15 protein-coding genes and 1 tRNA gene are annotated in these 23498 nt (G+C 65.8%); 9 read left to right on the top strand and 7 right to left on the bottom strand.

Annotated features, from left to right (window positions below):
* Positions 1–5 precede the first annotated feature (5 nt).
* From BH95_RS18740 to BH95_RS18720, 5 genes are all read right to left on the bottom strand, one after another.
* Positions 6–1493 carry a peptidoglycan D,D-transpeptidase FtsI family protein gene (locus BH95_RS18740; RefSeq protein ID WP_019665033.1) on the bottom strand — a complete coding sequence of 496 codons (1488 nt, stop codon included), beginning with the start codon at positions 1491–1493 and terminating at the stop codon, positions 6–8.
* On the bottom strand, positions 1490–2947 hold the full coding sequence (locus tag BH95_RS18735) for an FtsW/RodA/SpoVE family cell cycle protein (RefSeq protein ID WP_026347777.1): 1458 nt from the start codon (positions 2945–2947) through the stop codon (positions 1490–1492). The genes BH95_RS18740 and BH95_RS18735 overlap by 4 nt, the downstream gene beginning before the upstream one ends.
* Entirely contained in the window at positions 2947–4401 is a 1455-nt protein-coding gene (locus BH95_RS18730; protein WP_019665031.1) for a PP2C family protein-serine/threonine phosphatase, read from the bottom strand. The genes BH95_RS18735 and BH95_RS18730 overlap by 1 nt, the downstream gene beginning before the upstream one ends.
* Complete coding sequence (locus tag BH95_RS18725) at positions 4398–4862, bottom strand: FHA domain-containing protein FhaB/FipA (RefSeq protein ID WP_020112263.1); 465 nt, start codon at positions 4860–4862, stop codon at positions 4398–4400. Before BH95_RS18725 ends, BH95_RS18730 begins: the two co-directional genes overlap by 4 nt.
* 154 nt (positions 4863–5016) lie before the next feature.
* Positions 5017–6456 carry a DUF3662 and FHA domain-containing protein gene (locus BH95_RS18720; protein WP_037183491.1) on the bottom strand — a complete coding sequence of 480 codons (1440 nt, stop codon included), beginning with the start codon at positions 6454–6456 and terminating at the stop codon, positions 5017–5019.
* Between the two features lie 179 nt (positions 6457–6635).
* On the opposite strand from BH95_RS18720, the gene BH95_RS18715 reads away from it, so the two are divergent.
* The 4 genes from BH95_RS18715 to BH95_RS18700 all read left to right on the top strand — a co-directional run bounded on the left by BH95_RS18715 (position 6636) and on the right by BH95_RS18700 (position 14425).
* Positions 6636–6718 (top strand) — tRNA-Leu (locus BH95_RS18715).
* Between the two features lie 503 nt (positions 6719–7221).
* Complete coding sequence (gene gltB / locus BH95_RS18710; protein WP_037183488.1) at positions 7222–11811, top strand: glutamate synthase large subunit; 4590 nt, start codon at positions 7222–7224, stop codon at positions 11809–11811.
* Positions 11804–13255 (top strand): glutamate synthase subunit beta, encoded by a 1452-nt coding sequence (locus BH95_RS18705; RefSeq protein WP_019665027.1) that lies wholly within the window; start codon positions 11804–11806, stop codon positions 13253–13255. Before gltB ends, BH95_RS18705 begins: the two co-directional genes overlap by 8 nt.
* Positions 13256–13498: 243 nt before the next feature.
* Entirely contained in the window at positions 13499–14425 is a 927-nt protein-coding gene (locus tag BH95_RS18700; RefSeq protein ID WP_020112266.1) for a cutinase family protein, read from the top strand.
* Here the strand turns inward: BH95_RS18700 and BH95_RS18695 are convergent.
* Positions 14398–15090, bottom strand: coding sequence for a TetR/AcrR family transcriptional regulator (locus BH95_RS18695; protein ID WP_037160620.1), 693 nt, complete (start codon positions 15088–15090; stop codon positions 14398–14400). The two genes, BH95_RS18700 and BH95_RS18695, sit on opposite strands and share 28 nt — an antisense overlap.
* A 201-nt stretch (positions 15091–15291) precedes the next feature.
* Between BH95_RS18695 and BH95_RS18690 the strand changes: the two genes are divergently transcribed.
* Genes BH95_RS18690 through atzF form a run of 5 tightly spaced genes read left to right on the top strand, consistent with a single transcriptional unit; the run spans position 15292 to position 21961 of the window.
* Positions 15292–16833 (top strand): amino acid permease, encoded by a 1542-nt coding sequence (locus tag BH95_RS18690; RefSeq protein WP_020112267.1) that lies wholly within the window; start codon positions 15292–15294, stop codon positions 16831–16833.
* A 5-nt stretch (positions 16834–16838) separates the two neighbouring features.
* The gene (locus BH95_RS18685) at positions 16839–17630 is read left to right on the top strand and encodes an urea amidolyase associated protein UAAP1 (RefSeq protein ID WP_019665023.1); all 792 of its coding nucleotides are present in this window, start codon (positions 16839–16841) and stop codon (positions 17628–17630) included.
* Entirely contained in the window at positions 17630–18250 is a 621-nt protein-coding gene (locus BH95_RS18680) for an urea amidolyase associated protein UAAP2 (RefSeq protein ID WP_027498899.1), read from the top strand. Before BH95_RS18685 ends, BH95_RS18680 begins: the two co-directional genes overlap by 1 nt.
* Positions 18247–20289: a 5-oxoprolinase/urea amidolyase family protein gene (locus tag BH95_RS18675; RefSeq protein ID WP_037183485.1), complete on the top strand. Its 2043-nt coding sequence runs from the start codon at positions 18247–18249 to the stop codon at positions 20287–20289. The genes BH95_RS18680 and BH95_RS18675 overlap by 4 nt, the downstream gene beginning before the upstream one ends.
* Positions 20276–21961 (top strand): allophanate hydrolase, encoded by a 1686-nt coding sequence (gene atzF / locus BH95_RS18670; RefSeq protein WP_037183483.1) that lies wholly within the window; start codon positions 20276–20278, stop codon positions 21959–21961. The genes BH95_RS18675 and atzF overlap by 14 nt, the downstream gene beginning before the upstream one ends.
* Position 21962: 1 nt before the next feature.
* Here atzF and BH95_RS18665 read toward each other — a convergent pair whose 3' ends face one another.
* A complete protein-coding gene (locus BH95_RS18665; RefSeq protein WP_019665019.1) occupies positions 21963–23468 on the bottom strand; it encodes an MFS transporter in 1506 nt (501 codons plus the stop codon).
* Positions 23469–23498: the final 30 nt, after the last annotated feature.

Here is a 23498-nt window from a genome sequence, read left to right as displayed (position 1 = left end):
GATGGTCACCTCCCCTGCAATCCGGCAGCGATGACGGCGCGACCGACCGGAGCTGCGACCGACCCACCGGTTGCGGCGAGGGCGCGGTCGCCGCCGTCCTCGACGATTACTGCGATTGCGATCTTCGGATTGTCGGCGGGCGCGAACCCGATGTACCAGGCGTGCGGCGGTGTGTTCCGCGGATCGGTGCCGTGCTCGGCGGTTCCGGTCTTCGACGCGATCTGCACGCCCGGGATCTTGCCTTCGCCGCCGGTGTTGTTCTCCGACCCGATCATCAGGTCGGTGAGCGTCTTCGCGGTTTCGGGACTGATCGCCTCGCCTGCGGACTGCGGGACCGTCGTCGACAGGTTGGACAGGTCAGGGGACTGCAGCTGGCTGACCAGGTGCGGGTCCATCCGTACTCCGGAGTTGGCGACGGTCGCCGCGATCACCGCGTCCTGCAACGGCGTCAGTGCGACATCGCGCTGTCCGATGCTGGACTGACCCAGGGCGGCATCGTCGGGGATCTGGCCGATGGTGCTGTCCGCGACAGGCAGCGGCAGCGACGTCGTCTCGCTGCCGATTCCGAATGCGCTCGCCGTGTCCTTCAGTGCGTCGGCGCCGGTTGCGATACCGAGCTCGACGAAGGCGGTGTTGCACGAGCGCGCGAAGGCCTCACGCAGCGTCGCCGTCGGGCCGCCGCCGCAGGTGCTTCCGTTGTAGTTCTCGAGGGTGGTCTCGGTGCCGGGCAGCGTGATGGTCGGGGCCGCCGTCAACTGGTCGTCGGGTGTTGCACCGTTCTGGAGGGCCGCGGCGGTGACGAGCACCTTGAACGTCGACCCGGGCGGGTACGTCGCCGAGATGGCGCGGTTCAGAAGCGGTTTCGCGGGGTCGGCGTTCAGTGCGTCCCAGGCCTCGGTGGTCTGCGCGCCGTCGTGGCTGGCCAGCAGGTTCGGGTCGTAGCTCGGCGAGCTGGCCATCGCGAGGATGTTGCCGGTCGACGGTTCGATCGCCACGACCGATCCGGTGTATCCGCGGGAGAACAGCTGATCGTAGGCGACCTGCTGGACGACGGGATCGATTGTCGTGACGACGTTGCCGCCGCGTGGGTCGCGTCCGGAGATCAGGTCGAACAGGCGGCGACCGAACAGGCGGTCGTCGGAGCCGTTCAGTACTTGATCCTCGGTCCGCTCGAGGCCGGTGCTCGAGTACAGCATCGAGTAGAACCCGGTGATCGGGGCGTTGGCCATCGGGCTGTTGGGCGCCAACTGGTTCGGTGGGTAGGTACGCAGGTACTTGTACCGATCGTCGGTGGCGATCGACGCGGCGAGGACCTGGCCGCCGGCCGAGATCTGACCGCGCTGGCGGGAGTACTCGTCGAGCAGGACTCGGGAGTTGCGTGGATCGGACCGTAGGTCGTCGGCCTTGATGACCTGCAGGTACGTGGCGTTGAGCAGCAGCGCGACGACCATCACCATGACGGCGACGGAGACGCGACGGAGCGGAGTGTTCATGAGCGCTTCACCATCTCGGTCGGTGCCTCGGCGATGGGGGCGGCCGGTGCCGGCTTCTTCTTCGGCGTCGCGGGTTCACGTGCGGCGTCGGAGATCTTGATCAGCAGGGCGACGAGCAGGTAGTTGGCGAGAAGCGACGATCCTCCGTAGGACAGGTACGGCGTGGTGAGGCCGGTGAGCGGGATGAGCTTGGTGACGCCGCCGACGACGACAAACAACTGGATCGCGACGGTGAAGGACAGGCCTGCGGCGAGGAGTTTGCCGAAGCTGTCACGCACCGCCAACGCAGTCCGCAGACCACGGATGATGAAGACCAGGTACAGGACCAGCACCGCGGTGAGTCCGATGAGGCCGAGTTCCTCGCCGATGGCCGCGATGATGAAGTCGGTCTTCGCGAACGGCACCTGCGACGGACGTCCGCTGCCGAGGCCCGTTCCTGCGAGACCACCGGTGGCGAAACTGAACATCGACTGGACGATCTGGTAGCCGGTGTCGTTGTAGTCGTCGAACGGGTGCAGCCACGTGTCGGTACGGATCTTGACGTGGCCGAACACCTGGTACGCGAACAGGAACCCGACGAGCAGCAGGCCGAAACCGATGATGAGCCATCCGACGCGTTCGGTCGCGATGTAGATCATGACCAGCACGGTGCCGAAGATCAGCAGCGACGAACCGAGGTCCTTCTCGAACACGAGAACACCGACGGAGACGATCCACACCAGAAGGATGGGCCCCAGGTCGCGGGCGCGGGGGAAGTCCATGCCGAGGAAGTGCTTGCCGGCGGTGGTGAACAGTTCACGCTTGGCGACCAGCAGCGACGCGAAGAAGATGAGCAGCAGGATCTTCGCGAACTCGCCCGGCTGAATGCTGAACCCCGGCAGCCGGATCCAGATCTTGGAACCGTTGACCTCGGAGAACGCCGATGGCAGGACGGCTGGGATGGCGAGCAGCACCAAACCGCACAATCCGACGGTGTAGCTGTACCGAGCGAGGGTGCGGTAGTCGCGGAGGAGAACGAGGAGCGCGATGAAACCGGCGATGGCCAGGGTTGTCCACAGGACTTGCTGGTTGGCGTCGGGAGACGGAATCTCCTGTCCCAGATACGCAGCCGACTGCTGGTCCGCGAGATCCAGTCGATGGATCAACACCAATCCGAGCCCGTTGAGCAGCGCCACGATCGGCAGCAGCAGCGGGTCGGCGTACGGAGCGAACCGACGTACGGCCAGATGAGCGACTGTGACCAGCGCGAGGTACGCCAGACCGTACTTCGCCAGATCCCACGTGATCGCCTGTTCCTGGCTCGCTTCCACCAGAACGAGCGACAGCGTCGTGATGAGCACTGCGATACCGAGCAGAAGCAACTCGATGTTGCGGCGATTGGACTGGACCGGAGCAGGCGCGAATCCGCCCGGTGGGCTCGGAAAGGACGCCCCCACAGATGGATTGGAGCTCATCAAGTACCGGTCCTGCAGTTCTGACCCGGCAACTGGGTGACCGTGGGTGCCGGAGTGGTCGTGGTCGGCGGCGCAGCAGGATCGGCAGGCGGCGCGGCCGGGTCTGCGGGCGGTGCAGGAGGTGCCGCCGGATCCGCGGGCGGCGCGGCGGGCGTCGGCGACGGAGTGGTCTGGCTCGTCGTCGAGGCGACCTCGTCGCACGGCGGGAGAAGATCTCCCGAGGCGAGGCGGTTCATCTGACTGTCGACGTCGTCCAGCTTGCCCGACGGCAGCCCCGCGCGCACCTGCTCACGGGCGGCAGGAGCGAGGTCGTCGACCTGGAAGACGGTGCAGTCGGCGGGAACGGTGTCGGGTGCGCTCAACGTGAGTGCCCCCTCGTCGCCGAGGCATCCGATGCTGTGCACGGATTGCAACGAGTATCCGAGGATCGAACCGGGCACACCGCGCATCACGGCGACGCGGCCGTTGTCCTCGCCCACGTAGTAGTTGCCACGGATGGCCGCATTGGCGACGAAGGCGCCGCCGACGAGCAATGCGACGACGGCGAGAGCAACGAGCGTCCACCGCAGCTTGTGCGACTTCTTCTCCGGCACCGGTGCAGGCGTCGTCACCCGCTTCGGAGTGGTCCGGGGTGGGCGCATGGCCGCGGCGCGTCCGGCTGCCGTGTTCGGCGGCGGAGCGTCTTCCTCGTCCTCGGTGCTGGCTGCGCCGCCGAGAATGGGCGAGCTCTGCCCGTAGTCGATGTCCACGACGTCGGCGACGACGACGGTCACGTTGTCCGGACCGCCACTGCGCAGCGCCAATTCGATGAGGCGGTCCGCGCACGACGCGCAATCACCCTCGTTCATCGTGTTCTCGATGGTCTCGTCGCTCACGACGTCGGACAATCCGTCGGAGCACAGGAGATAACGGTCTCCGGCTTTCGCTTCCCGCACGGTCAGCGTCGGCTCGATCTCGTTGCCGGTCAACGCGCGCATGATCAACGAACGCTGCGGGTGCGTATGTGCCTGTTCGGCGGTGATCCTGCCCTCGTCGACGAGGGACTGGACGAACGTGTCGTCGCGGGTGATCTGGGTCAGCTTGGTGTCGCGGAGCATGTAGGCGCGGGAGTCGCCGATGTGGCAGAGCCCGATCTTCCTGCCTGCGAACAGAATTGCGGTCAGGGTTGTGCCCATGCCGTCGAGCTCGGGCTCGTCCTCGACCTGATCGGCGATGGACGCGTTGCCTTCGCGCGTCGCGGCTTCGAGCTTGCCGAGGAGGTCGTCGCCCGGTTCGTCGTCGTCGAGGTGCGCGAGCGCGGCGATCATCAACTGCGACGCCACCTCGCCTGCCGCGTGGCCGCCCATGCCGTCGGCGAGGGCGAGAAGACGCGCACCGGCGTAGACAGAATCCTCGTTGTTCGAGCGCACCAAGCCGCGATCACTGCGGGCGGCGTATCGCAGTACCAGTGTCACGGGCGCAGCTCGATCACGGTCTTACCGACACGCACCGGCGTGCCGAGCGGAACTCGAACTGCCGTCGTCACCTTCGCGCGATCGAGGTAGGTCCCGTTGGTCGAACCCAGATCCTCGACGTACCAATCGCCGCCGCGTGGCGAGATTCGAGCGTGGCGAGTGGACGCGTAATCGTCGGTCAGCACGAGCGTGGAGTCGTCCGCGCGGCCGATGAGAACAGGCTGGGTACCGAGTGAAATTCGTGTTCCGGCGAGACCGCCCTGTGTCACCACTAGATTCTTGGCAACCTTCTGTTTGTTGAACGACGGGAGAACTTTCGACCCGCCCGAGTACCGCGCAGGCATCCGCATTCCCGACGCCGCGTAGATGTCGCTGCGAAGCGTGCGAAGTACGGCCCAGACGAAGAACCACAACAACAGCAGAAAGCCTGCCCTGGTCAACTGCAGAATCAAGCCCTGCACAGCCGTCCACCTCCTTCGCAGGTCGTACTTGGTCGGCGTCGCGGGCGCACGCCGGGATCTCCCCCCGAGCCGCCAGCGATCGTAATGACACGACGTCTCACGCAGCATCCTAAGGGGAAGCTGCGCGTGTCGATCACCATACGGGTGAGGTGCGTCAGACGATGCGGACGAGGATCTCCGAGTGACCAGCGCGAATGACGTCGCCGTCGGCGAGTTGCCAATCCTGGACCGGTGATCCGTTGACCGTCGTTCCGTTGGTGGATCCGAGGTCGGAGAGCATCGCCACCCGGCCGTCCCAGCGGATCTCGACGTGCCGGCGGGACACGCCGGTGTCCGGGAGACGGAACTGAGCGTCCTGGCCACGGCCGATGATGTTCTGGCCGTCGCGGAGCTGGAAGTACCGTCCGCTGCCGTCCTCGAGTTGCAGCGTTGCCGTCAGGCCCTGGCTGTCGGAGTACGCGGGCTCGTCGTAACCGTAGGCAGGCTGCTGATACCCCGCGGTGGGGTACTGGCCCTGGGGGTACCCGTTCTGCTGCGGCGGGTAGTCGTACGCGGGCTGCTGGTAGCCGGCGGGTTCGGCGTACGCCTGCTGGTCGTAGCCCTGGTCCGCGTATGCCTGCTGGCCGTAGTTCTGCTGGCCGTATGCCTGCTGGTCGTAACCCTGGCGTCCGTACGACGGATCGGAGTAGGCCTGGCCGCCCTGATCACGTGCAGCCTGCTCATGCCCTGCCTGCTCGTACCCGTTCTGATCCGAGTACGCCTGCTGGCCGTATGCCTGCTGGTCGTATCCCTGATCCGGATACTGCTGGTCGTAGCCCTGATCTGCGTACTGCTGGTCGCCGTACGCCTGGTCGTCGTGGCCCTGGCCGTAGGACTGAGGGTCGTACTGACCCTCCTGGACGGGTGCCTGTGCTGCCGGGGCGCCGTAGCCGCCTCCGTACGGCGCACCGTTGCGGTAGCCCTGGTCTGCTGCTGCGCGCGGATCGCGTCCGTTCTGCTGTGCGTACCGAGGATCCTGACCCGGCGCCGGGTATCCGCCGCGTGCGCGAGGGTCGGGGCGAGAGCCGTCGGCCGGGTCGCGTTGCGGGTCGTAACCTGGGTTCTGCGTCATGTGGCCGGCTCCTGATGTCGACTTAGGTGGGGCGGACGGGCGCGGGGGTCGCGGACCGGGTGCTGCAGGTTTCTGTGGCGCGGCACCGGCTGCAGTCGGTGATCGTCCCACATCGGGGTCGACCGAACCACTGGCCCGGAACTGGCCGGTGTGCAAAGTAGGGGACGGCTCGAAGCGAACCACGATCTCTCCGTACGTCTGCCAGCCCTGATCGCGTATGTAGTCGCCCAGGTGGCGGGAGAATGCCTTCATGGTCAGGTCCTGGTCCGCGGCCAGTTCCTCGTGATCGGAGCTGTTGATGGTGATCACATAGCTGTTGGGGGCGAGATAATGACCACCGTCGAGTGGTCGGACTCTGTCCGACGCCTCCTGCTGAAGTGCCGCCTCGACCTCTTGGGGAACGACACCGCCGCCGAACACTCGGGCGAAGACGTCGCCCACTGCGCCCTGGAGCTTTCGCTCGAAACGCTGGACAATGCCCATGGTGACCTCACTTCCCGGTCGTGCTTCGTTGGATTGCGCCTCAGACGCGTGTCGCCTACAGGTCGTCGTCTCAGCATGATATACGTTGCCGCTCGGAGCCTGTCGGTGCTGCAGTCGGCCGACGAACGGGCACGATTTTCATGCAGCGATATCTGCGTGTTAATGTTCACCGGTCGCCCGGGCGGGTGGCGGAATGGCAGACGCGCTGGCTTCAGGTGCCAGTGTCCTTCGGGACGTGGGGGTTCAAGTCCCCCTCCGCCCACAACACTGGCCGCAGCTGATTCACTCGCTGCGGCCAGTAGTCATTTTCGGGGTAGTGCGTCCAGGACGCGTCCGATCGGATCGAAATTTCCTCCGTGTAATTACCGGATCCTCTTCCAGTACCGCAGAACTCGCCGCGAACGCGGGCCGATGAGGGTATTTTTCGAGTTCGAACGATCATCGAGCGAGCCAGGGGGGCGCAATGCGGGGGTCAGGGAATTGTAAAAGCCCAGGTAGAGAGCCTGAATAGGCTTACCTTATTTGCAGGTTGGCCTAGGTGCTGACTTATCGTTTGTTGTTGGACCGACGTACCCAATTGTCGATCCGCCCGAAAGGCACCTTCGTTTCACCGTTTCGAGCGCACCCGCTCGACGTTATCCGAAGATCGCCTCCGGTGGTGCTGCTTCAACGGCGAACGGCACCGAATAGCCGTCCGCGACGGCCGGTTATCTGTGCCGCGCCGATCCGACGTACTTGAAGGCTGGACTTATCCGAAGGCTAGGTATGAAGCACACTCCGGGCCCCCAAGGCCTCTACGACCCCCGCAACGAACACGACTCCTGTGGTGTCGCGTTCGTGGTGGACATGCATGGTCGTCGTAGTCGAGACATCGTCGAGAAGGCCATCACCGCGCTGGTCAACCTCGAGCACCGGGGCGCCGCCGGCTCCGAACCCAACACCGGTGACGGCGCCGGAATCCTGATCCAGGTACCGGACGCGTTCTTCCGTGCCGTGGTCGATTTCGAGCTGCCCGCCGCTGGTTCGTACGCCACCGGAATCGCATTCCTGCCGCAGGGCAAGAAGGACGCCGCCCGCGCGAGCGACGACGTCGTCCGCATCGTCGAAGAAGAGGGCATGAAGGTCCTCGGATGGCGTGAAGTTCCCACCGACGACTCCTCCCTCGGGGCGCTCGCGCGTGACGCGATGCCGACGTTCCGTCAATTGTTCTTCGCCTCGCCGGCCGGCTCCGTTACCGATCTGGCTCTCGAGCGCGCCGCGTTCGTCATCCGTAAGCGCGTCGAGCACGAGCTCGGCGAAGAGGGTGCAGGCAAGGACGGGCCCGGCCGCGAGACCGTGTACTTCCCGTCGCTGTCCTCGCAGACCTTCGTCTACAAGGGCATGCTGACGACGCCTCAGCTCAAGGGCTTCTACCTCGACCTGCAGGACGAGCGCGTGGAAAGCGCTCTCGGCCTTGTGCATTCGCGCTTCTCCACCAACACGTTCCCGTCGTGGCCGCTGGCGCACCCGTTCCGCCGCGTCGCGCACAACGGTGAGATCAACACCGCCACCGGTAACGAGAACTGGATGCGCGCCCGCGAGGCACTGATCACCTCCGACGTGTTCGGTGGATCCGAGGCCCTCGAGAAGATCTTCCCGGTCGTTACCGAAGGCGCAAGCGACACTGCACGTTTCGACGAGGTGCTCGAGCTTCTGCACCTCGGCGGCCGCAGCCTTCCGCACGCCGTCCTCATGATGATCCCCGAAGCCTGGGAGCGTCACGAGTCGATGGACCCCGCTCGCCGGGCGTTCTACAAGTACCACTCCTCGCTGATGGAGCCGTGGGATGGACCGGCGTCGGTGTGCTTCACCGACGGCACCGTCATCGGCGCGGTCCTGGACCGAAACGGTCTGCGCCCCAGCCGACTCTGGGTCACCGACGACGGATTGGTCGTCATGGCCTCCGAGGTCGGCGTCCTGGACATCGATCCGGCGAAGGTGATCCGCAAGGTTCGTCTGCAGCCCGGCCGTATGTTCCTGGTGGACACCGCGCAGGGCCGCATCGTCTCCGACGACGAGATCAAGGACGAGCTCGCCGCCGAGCACCCGTACCAGCAGTGGCTCGACGAAGGTCTGACCTCGATCGACGACCTGCCGGACCGCCCGCACGTGCACATGCCGCACGACCGCGTTCTCATCCGTCAGCAGATCTTCGGCTACACCACCGAGGAGCTGAACGTTCTGGTCTCGCCGATGGCGAAGACCGGCGCCGAGGCCATCGGTTCGATGGGTACCGACACTCCGATCGCCGTGCTGTCGGTTCGTCCTCGGATGCTGTTCGACTACTTCTCGCAGCTGTTCGCCCAGGTCACCAACCCGCCGCTCGACGCGATCCGCGAGGAGATCGTCACCAGCCTCGGCGGAACGATCGGACCCGAGGGCGACCTGCTCAACCCCGGCCCCGACGCGTGCAAGCAGATCGTGCTCCCGCAGCCGATCCTGCACAACGACGACCTGGCCAAGCTCGTCCACATCAACGACGAGGGCACGCAGGAAGGCCTGCGCTCGGTCGTCGTGCGCGGCCTCTACCCCGTCGCCGAAGGTGGCGAAGGTCTGCAGAAGTCGTTGGAGGCCATCCGCGCTCAGGTGTCCGCCGCCATCTCCGGTGGCGCACGGATCATCGTGCTGTCGGACCGTGAGTCGAGCGAGAAGCTGGCCCCGATCCCGTCGCTGCTGCTGACCTCGGCGGTGCACCACCACCTCGTTCGCGAGAAGACGCGTACCAAGGTCGGCCTGATCGTGGAGTCCGGTGACGCCCGCGAGGTGCACCACATGGCTCTGCTCATCGGCTTCGGTGCCGCTGCGGTCAACCCGTACATGGCGTTCGAGTCCATCGAGGACATGATCGAGCGCGGCGCACTGACGGGCATCGAGTTCGACAAGGCCGTCTCCAATTACATCAAGGCCGCAGGCAAGGGCGTGCTGAAGGTGATGTCCAAGATGGGCATCTCCACCCTCGCCTCGTACACCGGCGCACAGCTGTTCCAGGTCATCGGCCTGTCGCAGGGCCTCGTCGACGAGTACTTCACCGGTTTGAACAGTCACCTCGGCGGTATCGAGCTCGAGCAGATCGCACAGGATGTGGCCACCCGCCACGGCATGGCGTACCTCGAGAACCGTCAGGAACGTGCACATCGTGAACTCGAGGTCGGCGGTGAGTACCAGTGGCGTCGTGAAGGGGAGTACCACCTCTTCAACCCCGACACCGTGTTCAAGCTGCAGCACTCGACTCGCACCGGTCAGTACGACATCTTCAAGGAATACACGAAGATGGTCGACGATCAGTCCGAGCGCCTCGCGTCGCTTCGCGGTCTGTTCCGCTTCAAGACCGAAGAGCGCCAGCCGATCTCGATCGACGAGGTGGAGCCCGCATCGGAGATCGTCAAGCGATTCTCGACGGGTGCGATGAGCTACGGATCCATCTCCGCCGAGGCTCACGAGACTCTCGCGATCGCCATGAACCGCCTCGGCGGACGCTCCAACTCCGGTGAGGGCGGCGAGAGCGTCGACCGCTTCGAGCCCGACGAGAACGGCGACTGGCGTCGAAGCGCGATCAAGCAGGTGGCGTCGGGACGTTTCGGCGTCACCTCGCACTACCTGACCAACTGCACCGACATCCAGATCAAGATGGCGCAGGGCGCCAAGCCCGGTGAGGGCGGCCAGCTTCCGGCGCACAAGGTGTACCCGTGGGTCGCCGAGGTTCGCCACTCGACGCCCGGTGTCGGCCTCATCTCGCCGCCGCCGCACCACGACATCTACTCGATCGAAGATCTCGCTCAGCTGATCCACGACCTGAAGAACGCCAACCCGCAGGCACGCATCCACGTGAAGCTGGTCTCCGAGGTCGGGGTCGGCACGGTCGCGGCCGGTGTCTCGAAGGCACACGCCGACGTGGTGCTCATCTCCGGCCACGACGGCGGTACCGGCGCAACGCCACTGACGTCGGTCAAGCACGCAGGTGGACCGTGGGAGCTCGGCCTCGCCGAGACCCAGCAGACGTTGCTGCTCAACGGTCTCCGTGACCGCATCGTCGTGCAGGTCGACGGCCAGCTCAAGACCGGCCGCGACGTCATGGTCGCCGCACTGCTCGGCGGCGAGGAGTTCGGATTCGCGACCGCGCCTCTCGTCGTGTCGGGCTGCATCATGATGCGCGTCTGCCACCTCGACACCTGCCCCGTCGGTGTCGCGACGCAGAACCCGGTGCTGCGCAAGCGTTTCGCAGGCAAGCCCGAGTTCGTCGAGAACTTCTTCATGTTCATCGCAGAAGAGGTTCGCGAGCTTCTGGCCGAGCTCGGCTTCCGCACGCTCAACGAAGCCGTCGGCCAGGTCGCTCTGTTGGACACCACCGCTGCGAAGGAAGCGTGGAAGGCGTCCAAGCTGGATCTGTCGCCCATCCTCGACGAGGTCGAGTCGGCGTTCATGAACCAGGACCTCTACAACACGGGCGTCCAGGATCACGGACTCGACAAGGCGCTGGACCAGCAGCTCATCGTGCAGAGCCGCGATGCTCTGGACAGGGGCGAGAAGGTCACGTTCGAGTCCAAGATCACCAACGTCAACCGCACCGTCGGCACCATGCTCGGACACGAGTTGACCAAGGCGTACGGCGGAGTCGGCTTGCCGGACAACACCATCGACATCACGTTCACCGGTTCGGCCGGTAACAGCTTCGGCGCGTTCGTGCCGTCGGGCATGACCCTGCGCCTCAACGGCGACGCCAACGACTTCGTCGGTAAGGGCCTGTCCGGCGGACGCATCATCGTGCGGCCGTCGCTGAATGCTCCTGCAGGATTCGTCGCCGAGGACAACATCATCGGTGGCAACGTCTTCCTGTTCGGCGCGACGCAGGGTGAGGCTCTCATCCGCGGTGTAGTCGGCGAGCGTTTCGCGGTCCGTAACTCCGGTGCCGTTGCCGTCGTCGAAGGCGTCGGTGACCACGGCTGCGAGTACATGACCGGTGGAAAGGTCGTCATCCTCGGCGAGACCGGCCGCAACTTCGGTGCCGGTATGTCCGGCGGCGTGGCGTTCGTCTTCGATCCGAACAAGACGTTCGAGGCGAACCTCAACACCGAGCTGGTCGACATCGAGAGCATCGAGGGCGACGAGTTCACCTGGCTCAAGGAAATCGTCACTCGTCACCACGAGGAAACGGGATCCGATGTCGCGGAGCGCATCCTGGCGGACTGGTCACAGCAGGTGAACCACTTCGTGAAGGTCATGCCTCGCGATTACAAGAAGGTACTGCTTGCCATCTCCGAGGCCGAGAAGAACGGCGCGGACGTGGACGAGGCGATCATGGAGGCAGCTCGTGGGTGACCCACAGGGATTTCTGAAGAACACCGTCCGCGAACTGCCGAAGCGTCGGCCGGTCGACCTGCGACTGATGGACTGGAAAGAGGTCTACGAAGACTTCCCGAAGGACACTCTGCAGACCCAGGCCAGCCGGTGCATGGACTGCGGAATTCCGTTCTGCCACAACGGCTGCCCGCTCGGGAACCTGATTCCCGAGTGGAACGACCTGGTCTTCAAGGACCGCTGGCGTGAGGGAATCGACCGTCTGCACGCCACCAACAACTTCCCGGAGTTCACCGGGCGGCTGTGCCCGGCGCCGTGCGAGGCGTCGTGCGTTCTGGGCATCAACCAGGATCCGGTGACGATCAAGCAGGTCGAGGTCGAGATCATCGACAAGGCCTTCGAGGAAGGCTGGGTCACCCCGGTCTACCCGACGCACCTGACCGGCAAGACGGTCGCCGTCGTCGGCTCCGGTCCTGCGGGTCTCGCTGCAGCGCAGCAGCTGACGCGTGCCGGCCACACCGTGACGGTGTTCGAGCGTGCCGACCGCATCGGCGGACTGCTGCGCTACGGCATCCCCGAGTTCAAGATGGAGAAGCGCCACATCGACCGCCGTCTGGCGCAGATGGAGGCCGAGGGCACGGTGTTCCGCACCGGCGTCAACGTCGGCGTCGACATCACGGCCGACGAACTGCGCGCGGAATTCGACGCTGTCGTTCTCTCCGGTGGCGCCACCGCGTGGCGCGACCTGCCGATCGAAGGCCGCGAGAACGAGGGCATCTACCAGGCCATGGAGTTCCTGCCCCACGCCAACCGCGTGCAGCAGGGCGACTTCGCCGAGCCTCCGGTCAGCGCCGAGGGCAAGAAGGTCGTCATCATCGGCGGCGGCGACACCGGTGCGGACTGCCTCGGTACCTCGCACCGTCAGGGCGCGGCAAGCGTTCACCAGTTCGAGATCATGGCGCGTCCGCCGGAAGAGCGTGCAACGTCCACTCCGTGGCCGCTGTACCCGCTGATGTTCCGCGTGGCGTCGGCGCACGAAGAGGGCGGCGAGCGCGTGTTCTCCGTCAACACCGAGCGTTTCCTCGGCAAGGACGGCAAGGTCACCGGACTCGAAGCTCACGAGGTCGAGTTCAAGGCAGGCAAGTTCGAGAAGGTCGAGGGCAGCGAGTTCACCCTCGAGGCCGATCTCGTCCTCCTCGCCATGGGCTTCGTCGGGCCGGAGAAGCCAGGCCTGCTCACCGATCTCGGTGTGGACCTGAACGAGCGCGGCAACGTCAAGCGCTCGAACGAGTGGGTCACCAACGTTCCCGGCGTCTTCGTCGCCGGTGACATGGGCCGCGGCCAGTCGCTCATCGTGTGGGCCATCGCCGAGGGTCGCTCCTGCGCAGCCGCTGTCGACACCTTCCTGCAGGGTGCCACCGCACTGCCCGCGCCGATCGTCCCGACCCAGGCGCCGCAGAGGTAGTTTCTTCTCGCTTCGGCATGAATGCGCCACCGCAACCGTCAGACGGCTGCGGTGGCGCATTCATGCGTTTGGGGGCCGGTCGAAAAGCACGTTTCACGCGCTGAAACCTCGTTTTCGTTCCCGTATGTGAACCTTCATGAATTTAGGTAACCTGCGTTTACCGATTGGGCATCGATTCGACATCAGGCACTGGAATTCTCACAGTGAGTAGTCGAATGTCCGCTGACGCAGTGAGGCCGCACCATGCGCGTGAAGAAGCTTGTCGCCACCATCGGATCCGTGTTGACGATCGCTGCCGGGTCGGCGGCGATGTCCACCGTCACTGCCAGCACGGCGTCGGCGGATCCGGCATCGTGCCCCAGCATGTACGTAGTCGCGATTCCGGGCACGTGGGAGACCAGTTCGGGCGCTGCGCCGCGGCCGGGGATGCTCACTGCCGTCACCGACCGCATCGCGAGCAGCGATATCCGAACCGACTACGTGTCCTACCCGGCGACGGCGTTTCCGTGGGAAGGCGGCATCTACGGCGAGTCGCGTGCAATCGCCACCGCCAACGCGGGCGGCATGCTGAAGTCCGTGGCCGACCGTTGTGGCGCAACGAAATTCGGCATCATCGGATACAGCCAGGGCGCGGATGCCGCAGGCGACCTCGCGGCGTCGATCGGTACCGGCCTCGGCGTGGTTCCGGCGGACAAGGTCGTCGCGGTGGGGCTGATCTCCGATCCCAAGCGGTCCGACGCCGATGCGCTGGTCGGGCCCGAGGTCGTCGGCACCGGTGTCGGTGGGCCTCGGGTGGGCGGGTTCGGATACGTCAGCCCGGTCGTCCGAACGTTCTGTGCGGTCGGTGACCTGTACTGCTCGACACCGAAGGACGACTACGTGGCGCGGCTCGCGGGTTTCCTTGCGGTGTCGTCGGATCCGAGCCCGGACGTCGCAGCGAAGGCACAGCAGGATGCACAGATCCTGCTCGGTGACATCGCGTCGGCCGGCGGGCTCCCGGTTCTGCAGGGGCAATTGTCGGACCAGGCGAACGAGCAGCGGCGCCGTGAGATCGAGGCGTTCTACCGCTCCGGAATTCACCAGGAATACGCGTCGTACGCGGTGGATTCGAGCGGTGTGAGCGTGACGACGTGGCTGGCGAACTACCTCGTGGGTGCGTCGGGCACGTGATCGGCCGCATACTCCAGTAGCGGCCTGGCCTGGGTGTGCAGCTCGTCCACCGAGCCGGTCCAGCCGAGTACCCGGACCGCTGCTTCCGCGACGACGCGGGCGTAGTCCTCTCCTGACGCGTCGCGGCCACTCTCGGCGTCGGCGCGACCGTTGACGACGGTCTCGACGAGCCGGAACGGCAACTCCTCGGTGCCGGGCAGTGCAGCCGTCGTTCGGTGGAGAACCTCGGCTGCTATCGAGGCGTAGCGGTCCATCAGTGCGTGCCGGTGTGCACGGAAGGTATCGAAGCGAGGTTCGCGGATCTCCGGGAGTAGATACAGCGCACCGAGGTTCCACCGGGATCGGCAGAGCTGGTCGGCGTCGAACAGTGCGAGCGCGTACATCTTGACCGCAGCGGCCGCGTCGGAATCGGCGATGCGCTGTGCGACGGCCAGTGGACCGTCGACGGTTCCGCTCAGCAACAGACTCAGCAACTCGTCCTTGTTGGCGAAGTGGTGGTACAGCGACGCCTGACGCATGCCCACGGCGTCGGCGATCATGCGCGTGGACGTGTTGGTGAAGCCGCGGGTGGTGAACAGCTCCGCCGCGGCGTCGAGGATTTCTTCGAGAGCCGTGTCTCCTGGCCGCTTCTTGGTACTGAGCCTCGGTCGGCCTGCGGTGGTCATGGGTCCATCCTGGCATCGACGACGCGGCAGTGAAGTTTCTGTCATTCGATAGAAACCTGCGAAACGTAGTTGTTTCATCGCTGTCACTCGTGGGGCACCTCGGGCCGGAAAACTATCGACTGACAGAAAAGCCCGCACCGGCAGCGCAGACGGGCGGTCAGGCACCTTCCCGCAGTCACTCTTTCTCTCGAGGAGACATCCATGAGCTCGACTACTCTGCCCGCACCCGAAGGGTCCTCGCCACCGCGCAGTGACCACTCCGATCTCGCGGAGCTCGGATACGAACAGCAACTGCACCGTTCGCTCGGTAAATTCGCCTCGTTCGCGGCGGGGTTCTCGTTCGTCTCGATTCTCACCACGATCTTCCAGCTGTTCGCACTCGGCTTCAGTTTCGGCGGCCCCGCGTTCTTCTTCACCTGGCCGCTGGTGTTCCTCGGCCAGTTCATGGTTGCGCTGAACTTCGCGGAACTCGCTGCCCGGTATCCCATTTCAGGCGCCATCTACCAGTGGGCGCGCAGGATGGGCGGTGAGATCGTCGGCTGGTTCGCCGGCTGGTTCATGATCATCGCGCAGATCGTCACGGCGTCGGCCGCGGCGATCGCGCTGCAGGTGGTTCTGCCGAGCATATGGAGCGGGTTCCAGATCGTCGGCGACGATCCGGCACTGACGTCCCCCAGCGGTGCCACCAACGCAGTGGTCCTCGGGTCCGTGTTGCTCGTCCTGACGACGACCATCAACTCGATCGGCGTGAACTGGATGTCACGCATCAACTCGATCGGTGTGACGTGCGAGATCGTCGGAGTCATCGCCCTGGTACTCGTGTTCTTCACCCACGCACAGCGCGGACCCCAGGTCGTCCTCGACACCGGTGCCGCGGGAGCCGAACCCGGTTACATCTGGGCGTGGATCGTCTCGGGACTCATGGCCGCCTACGTGATGGTCGGATTCGGTTCTGCCGGTGAGCTTGCCGAGGAAACCCACAACCCGCGTCGGGTCGCGCCGCGTACGATCAGGCTTGCGTTGTCCGCGTCGGCCCTCGGCGGTGGGCTGATGATCGTCGGCGCACTGATGGCGGCACCGTCGCTCACCGACGGCAATCTCGCGACGCTCGGCCTGCCTTACGTCATCGACTCCATCCTGACGTCGCCGTGGGGCACGGTCCTCCTGATCGACGTCGCCATCGCGGTGTTCATCTGCACGTTGGCCATCCAGACCGCTGCCTCGCGACTGATGTTCTCCATGGCCCGTGACGGACGACTGCCCGCGTCGGACATCCTGTCCAAGGTGAACTCCAAGACCGGAACGCCCATTGCCCCTTCGGTTCTCATCGGACTGGCCTGTGTCGCGGTCCTCGCGGTCAACGTCGGCAACGCCGCCCTGTTCACGACCCTCACCAGTGTCTGCATCGTCCTGATCTACCTCGCCTACATGATGGTCACCGTCCCACTGCTGGTCCAGCGACTGAAAGGCTGGCCCCGCGGCGGAGTGCAGGTGGATGCCGAAGGAAAGAAACTCTTCACCCTCGGCTGGCTCGGTATCCCTGTGAACATCGCAGCAGTTCTGTACGGCGGGCTGATGGTGGTCAACCTGTCCTGGCCGCGTGCCGAAATCTTCAATCCCACCGGGGAATACCCGATTCTGCAGTGGGCCGCCCCGCTGACCGTCCTGGCCGTCGTGGTGGTGGGCATCGCCTGCTTCCCCCGCGCCAAAGCACACCCACGACCCGTCACGATCGGAGCGTAGAACACATGAGCACAGCAACCACCCACGCCGCCAAGGAACATGCTCGCTCGCAGGCCGCTGAGGTCGACGCCCCCACCGGCCCCGACGGTGTGACGCTCACCTGGGCCGAGACGATTCCCGGCGGCCGGTATTCCACCAAGGTCCTGGCCCGCGGTACACGGCTGCGTTTGCGCGACGTCGACGGCGCCGCCTGCGCCCACCTGCTGCTCTACCGCGCCGATGCCCCGTGGGAGAGACTCAATGCGGCCGACACGGTGAAGGTCCCGTGGCAGGCGTACGTCACGACGGGACATCCGCTGCTGTCGGACCAGGGCAGAGTCCTCGCCACCGTCGTCGCGGACAGTTCGGGTCGTCACGACGCGCTGTGCGGAACCACCTCGGCAGCAACGAATGCGGCGAAGTACGGGACCGGGGCGCTGCATTCCTCGTCGCCGGCGGGCCGCGAGATGTTCACCGTCGGCGCTGCCAAGAACGGTCTGGAGCCGCGCGATCTGCCCCCGTCGATCTCGTTCTTCCACGGGGTACGCGTCGAGGCCGACGGCGCACTCACCAGCACCGGCTCGGCCGGCCCCGGCACCGAAGTCGATCTACTGATGCACCTGCCGGTCGTCGTGCTGCTCGCGAACACCGCGCACCCACTCGACCCCGCGGACACGTTCGGTACGACGGCGCTCGACGTCACCGCCTGGGATGCGTCGGAGGAGTTGCTCGCACTGGCGAACACCGAACCGGAGTACGAACGCGCGGTATGGAACACCGACAGCGCCTGGAACGCGCTGAACCCGAAAGGTGCATGATGACAACGACACTCGGATCAGTGGTACTGGACCAGGTCGCCGACGCCCGGGGCCCCTGGTCGGCCGTCGTGAAGGCAGGCGATGTCCTGACGATGATCGACCTGCACGGCAACCAGGCCGTGGACACGTTGCTCTATGCCGCCGACGATCACGCCGTCCGGTACTCCGCCGCGGCGACGGTCACCTCCCAGCGCAACCTGTTCCTCACCACCGGAACCGTGCTGCGCAGCGATGATTCGACACCGCTGATGACGATCGTCGCCGACGAGGTCGGTAACCACGACACCGTCGGCGGCGCCTGCTCGCAGGAGTCGAACACCCTGCGGTACGGCCACCACACTCGGCACCAGCACGCGTGCGTGGAGAATTTCCTGATCGAGGGCGCCAAGTGGGGACTCGGCAAGCGAGACATGGTGTCCAACATCAACTTCTTCATGAACGTTCCCGTCGACGCGGACGGCACGCTCGGCATCGTCGACGGTTTGTCCGCGCCCGGAAAGTCACTGTCCTTGCGCGCCGAGGTGGACACCCTGGTTCTGGTCTCGAACTGCCCGCAGATCAACAATCCGTGCAACGGGTTCGACCCGACGTCGGTTCGTCTGGTGGTGACCAGGCCATGAGCACCACCAAGATGACCGTCGTGCGGCCGGGCATGCTGACGACGGTGCAGGACTGGCCGGGACGCGTCGGCTACTGGAAGGTGGGGGTTCCTCCGTCCGGACCGATGGACGATCTGTCGTTCCGACTGGGCAATGTGGCCCTGGGCAATCCCGAGGGCGCCCCGGGTCTCGAGTCCGCGATGGCCGGCCCGGCGCTGACGTTCGACGCCGATACCTACGTGTGCGTCACCGGCGCGGACGCTCGTGTGCGGATCGACGGGACCGATGTGCCTCAGTGGCGGCCCGTCCTGGTCTCGGCCGGTGCGGTGCTGGACGTCGGACCCACCACCGGCGCAGGCCTGCGTGTGTACGTGACGGTGCAGGGAAGGATCGAGGTGGACGACTACCTCGGCAGCGCAGCCACATTCACGCTCGGCAAATTCGGGGGCCACCGCGGCGGCACCCTTGCCGAAGGAGACGTCCTCGAGGTCGCCGGGGGCGCCGGTCGAGACGGCATTCGATCCATTCCGATGGAACATCGGCCCGTCCTGACGACGACGTGGGACATCGCGGTGACCGAGGGGCCGCACGGCGCGCCCGAGTTCTTCACCCGCGCGGACATGGACACTCTGTACGCGACGCGGTACGAAGTCCACTTCAACTCCGACCGCACCGGTGTGCGCCTCATCGGTCCCAAACCGGAATGGGCGCGCGAGGACGGCGGTGAGGCCGGACTCCACCCGTCGAACATCCATGACAACGCGTACTCGGTAGGCGCGCTCGATTTCACCGGTGACACCCCGATCCTCCTGGGGCCCGACGGCCCGAGCCTCGGCGGCTTCGTCTGCCCGGTCACCGTGGTGGCTGCCGAGCGCTGGAAGCTCGGGCAGTTGAAGCCGGGGGACACCATCAGGTTCGTACCGGTGAAGGCAGCGCATGCCGCCGCGCTCGGCGCACTGGGACTCGAACGCAGGGCATCGCTTCCGGTTGTCTTCTCCGCCGGCGGAGACGGGGACGACGGCGTCATCGCGCGCCGCGACGGTGAGACCGCGGTGACGTATCGGCGCTCCGGCGACGACAACGTGCTCGTCGAGTACGGCGACATGAAGCTGGACCTGGCACTGCGCGCACGGGCACATGCGCTGCACCAGCGCATCGAGGCGATCGCCCCGAAGGGACTGCTGGACCTGACACCCGGAATCCGGTCTCTGCAGGTCAAGGTCGACCCGGACGTACTGCCGATCACGACGCTGATGGGGGTGCTCGACGAGGTCGAATCCGACCTCCCCGCCGCATCGGAGCTCGTCGTTCCGTCCCGGACGGTCCGCATGCCCTTGTCCTGGGACGACCCGTCGACCCGCGAAGCCATCGCCCGCTACATGCACGGCGTCCGGTCCGATGCACCGTGGTGCCCGTGGAACATCGAATTCATCCGGCGCATGAACGGATTGGATTCCGTCGCAGACGTGTTCGACACCGTCTTCGCAGCCGACTACATGGTCCTCGGCCTCGGTGACGTCTACCTCGGCGCACCCGTCGCCACCCCACTCGACCCGCGGCACAGGCTGGTCACCACCAAATACAATCCCGCACGTACCTGGACCCCGGAGAACGCTGTCGGAATCGGCGGGGCATACCTCTGCATCTACGGAATGGAAGGCCCCGGTGGTTACCAGTTCGTCGGCCGCACAACTCAGGTCTGGAACCACCGCTATTCTGCCGAAACAAAGTCCGCAGGCTCCGGTCCTGCCTCCCCAGGACAGTTCCAACCCGAAAGCCCCTGGCTGCTGAGGTTTTTCGACCGGATTTCGTGGTATCCGGTCGAGCCCGAGGAACTGATGGATCTGCGCGCGGACACGGCGGCCGGGAGGGGCAACGGCGGAGTGGAGATCACCGACGGTGAATTCTCGCTGGCGGAGCACGACGAGTTCCTCGCCGCCGAACACGAGTCGATCGAGCAGTTCCGCACGATTCAGGCGGCAGCGTTCGATGCCGAGCGTGCTGCATGGTCGGCAGCGGGCGAGTTCAGCAAGAAGGAGGGGTCCGATGCAGCTGCATGACAGGATTCGGCAGGCGTACGCGCGAATTGCCGAGGTCGATCGTCCCGAGGTGTGGATCACGCTGCGCAGTGAGGCCGACGTGCTTGCCGATGCGGACCTCGTCGACGCGTCGTTGCCCCTCGCGGGGATGCTCGTCGCGGTGAAGGACAACGTCGACGTAGCCGGGCTGCCGACGACGGCTGCGTGCCCCGAGTTCTCGTACGTGCCCGAGGTGTCCGCGACGGCGGTGGCCCGGCTCGTCGAGCAGGGTGCACTGATTCTCGGCAAGACCAACCTCGACCAGTTCGCCACCGGTCTCGTCGGGACGAGAAGCCCGTACGGGGCAGTGCGATGTGCGTGGGATCCCGAGCGAGTGTCGGGCGGTTCCAGTTCCGGATCGGCCGTGGCGGTCGCGCTGGGAATCGCGGATATCGGAATCGGCACGGACACTGCAGGTTCGGGACGCGTGCCGGCGTCGTTCCACGGTCTCGTCGGGATCAAGACGACTCTCGGGGTCGTTCCGACGACCGGTGTGGTCCCGGCGTGCGTCGACTACGACTGCGTGACGGTGATGGCCGCCGACCTCGACACGGCGACCCTCGCCACCCGCGTCATGGCCGGGTTCGACGAGGCCGATCCACGCAGCCGGTCGTGGCCGGTGGACGTGAGGCTCGCTGCGTCGCCGACGCCGAGGGTGGCGGTGCCCCGAGCCGAGGACCTCGCCGCACTGAGTCCCGAGTACCGCGATGCGTTCGACAGAACGGTGGCCGGCCTGCGGGTACGGGGGATCGAGTACGACACGGTGGACATCTCGCCACTTCTGGACATCGCGACGTTGCTGTACGACGGAGCGGTTGTCGCGCAAAGGTATTCGGCGGTGGGAGGGTTCCTGGCCTCGAGTCCTGCGTCAGCGGACCCTACGGTGGCGCGCATCGTCTCCGGGGCCGCCGAGCCGTCGGCGCACCGGTACGTCGACGATCTGTCGACGATTGCCGCAGGCAAGCGCATTGCCGTGGCCCTGCTGGACGGGTACGACGCGCTAGTGCTTCCGACGACGACCGAGCACCCGACGATCGCTGCGGTACAGGCGGATCCGCTTGCCGTCAATCGGCGAATGGGGACGTTCACCAACTTCTGCAACCTACTGGACATGGCGGCCGTCGCGGTTCCGGGAGAGCCGACCGGTGCCGGTGACCCGTTCGGGGTCATGGTCGTCGTACCGGGTTTCCACGATCAGGTCGCCGTGGACATCGCTGCTGCGCTCACCTCGGCCCCGGCACCTGTCCTCGTCGCCGAGGGCATCGATGTTCTCGTCGTGGGAGCGCATCTGAAGGGCTTTCCGGTGCACCACCAGCTGACCGATCGAGGTGCGCGCTTCCTCGGCGACGTCCTGACGTCCGACGCGTATCGCCTGGTCGATCTGGGGACGACGCCGCCGAAACCCGGTCTGGTGCGGCACGCCTCCGGCACCGGGGCTGCGATTGCCGGGGAGTTGTATCGGATGTCCGCGGCGGGTGTGGGCACGTTCCTGGCCGGTCTTCCGGTGCCGATGGGTCTGACGTCGGTGGAACTGTCCGACGGCCGGTGGGTCACGGGTTTCTGCTGCTCGTACGAGGCGGCCGACGCGGCTGTGGACATCACGAAGTTCGGTGGCTGGCGCGCGTACCGCGAGCGCACCCCCGCACCGGTATGAATCAGGTACGACGCAGGAGGCCGTAGACCACGACGGCGGAGACGGCCATGAGCCCTGCGCTCCACACGGCAGCCAGGTTCAAGCCGTCGACGAAGCTCTGTGCGGCGAGTTCGCGCAGCATGTCGTTCAGCGGGGGTGGCAGTAGCTCGGCCACTGCCATTCCGCCGCCGACGGTTTCGGTGGCGGGTCCGGCGATGTCCGCGGGGGTGTTCGGCGGTACCTGGGCGGAGACGCCGTTGCGGTAGACGGTGGATCCGATGGTGCCGAGGATGGCGATGCCGACGGCACCGCCGAGCTCGGCGCCGGTCTCGGAGAGTGCCGATGCGGCACCGGCCTTTTCGGGTGCGGCGGCGGTCAGGACGATGTCGGAGTTGAGGGTGGACGCGGCACCGACGCCGAGGGTGATCAGGGACATTCCGGTGATCAGAAGCGGGATGCCGGAGTTCGAGCCGACGAAGTGCAGCGCCAGCGAACCCACGGCGATGAGCACCAGTCCGCCGGCGATGATGGTGCCCGTCGGGACGATCTTGCTCAGAGTCGGGGAGAAGACGGCACCGACTGCCGCTGCCGCAGCGGGGATCAGCAACCACAGTCCGGCAGCCAACGGGCCGAGGCCGACGAGGAGTTGGAGGTACTGCGAGGCGAACAGGCTGAAGCCGGTCAGTGCGAAGATCACCAGGAACTGGACCAGGACGGCTGCGCTGAATGCGCGTTCGCCGAAGAGTGTCACGTCGATCAGCGGGTCCTTGGCCTTGCGTTGCCGGAGGACGAACAGGAATCCGAGTACCAGCCCGCCTGCCGCGGTGGAGACGGTGGCGACGTCGAAACCTTCCTGTGCACCGTGTTTGATCGCGTAGACGATGCCGAGCATCGCGACGATGGACAGGGCGACGCTGATGGGGTCGAACTTGCCGGGCTCGGGGTCCTTGAACTCGGGAACCAGCAGGGGCGCCGCGACCAGGATCACGATCATCACCGGAATGTTGACGAGGAAGACCGATCCCCACCAGAAATGCTCCAGTAGGAAACCGCCGATGACGGGTCCGATCGCGCCGCCGCCGGCGAAACCTGCCGTCCACAACCCGATTGCTTCCTTGCGTTGCGCGGGGTCGCGAAACATGTTGCGAATCAGAGACAGTGTGCTCGGCGCGATGGTGGCACCGCCGACACCGAGAAGAGCGCGGGCGATCAGGAGCATCTCCGGCGAGGTGGAGAACGCGGCCAGTACCGAGGCGGCACCGAACACGAGGGCGCCGACCATCAGCAGTCGCCGTCGGCCGATCCGGTCACCTACCGACCCCATCGTGATCAGAAGTCCGGCGAGGAAGAACCCGTAGAGGTCCAGAATCCAGAGGGTCTGGTTGCTGCTCGGCTCGAGGTCGGCGGTCACCGCGGGCAACGCGAGGTAGAGCACCGAGATGTCCATCGAGACGAGCAGAATGGGTACGACGAGGACAGCGAGCCCCAGCCAGTCCTTCCGCGTCGCCTTCTCGTGCACGTCGCTCACGATTCCCCTTTGATCTGTTTCAGCCGATGC

This window comes from Rhodococcoides fascians A44A (assembly GCF_000760735.1).
GTDB lineage: Bacteria > Actinomycetota > Actinomycetes > Mycobacteriales > Mycobacteriaceae > Rhodococcoides > Rhodococcoides fascians_E.
Note: the sequence above shows the minus strand (reverse complement) of the source record. Positions and strands in the feature narration are given on the sequence as shown.